At 62.0% G+C, this 668-nt stretch carries 1 protein-coding gene; it reads right to left on the bottom strand.

All coding sequences use genetic code 11. The features are described from left to right. On the bottom strand, positions 1 to 668 hold a 668-nt coding region (locus tag BN1127_RS12425; protein WP_042649671.1), incomplete at both ends, for a PKD domain-containing protein.

The following is a 668-nucleotide window of genomic DNA, read 5'->3' as shown; positions in this document are numbered from 1 at the left end:
CTGCCATCGCTGTCGCTGGATGAACTGGCATCAACGCTAACCAGCAGGTCAGTTTCACCGTGGGTAAAAGCAGCGGTCGGCACCACATTGGGTGCTACCACGCTCACGCTGACGCTCTGACTGGCGGAAGCTCCCTGGTTATCGGTTACCGTCAGGGTGACGCTGTAGGTTCCCGCCGCCGCATAGCTGTGGCTGGCGCTCTTGCCGGTGCCGGTCGCCCCATCACCAAAGTTCCAGCTGTAGCTGGCAATGCTGCCATCGCTGTCGCTGGAGGCGCTGGCATCAACGTTAACCAGCAGGTCAGTTTCACCGTGGGTAAAAGCAGCGGTCGGCACCACATTGGCCGCCACCACGCTAACGCTGGCACTCTGACTGGCGGTTGCGCCCTTATCGTCGGTCACCGTCAGGGTGACGGTATAGGTTCCCGCTGCCGCATAGCTATGGCTGCTGGTCTTGCCGGTGCCGGTCGCACCATCACCAAAGTTCCAGCTGTAGCTGGCAATGCTGCCATCGCTGTCGCTGGAGCTGCTGCCGTCAAAGCTGGCAACCAATTCCTTGGCGGTGTGGGTAAAGGCTGCGGTCGGCGCCACATTGGGTGCCACCACGCTCACGCTGGCGCTCTGGCTGGCGGTTGCGCCCTTATCGTCAGTCACCGTCAGGGTGACGCT

It is taken from the genome of Aeromonas media (assembly GCF_000819985.1).
In the GTDB taxonomy this organism is placed as follows: domain Bacteria; phylum Pseudomonadota; class Gammaproteobacteria; order Enterobacterales; family Aeromonadaceae; genus Aeromonas; species Aeromonas media.
The sequence above is the reverse complement of the archived record's forward strand: the minus strand, read 5'-3'. Positions and strand labels throughout refer to the sequence as shown.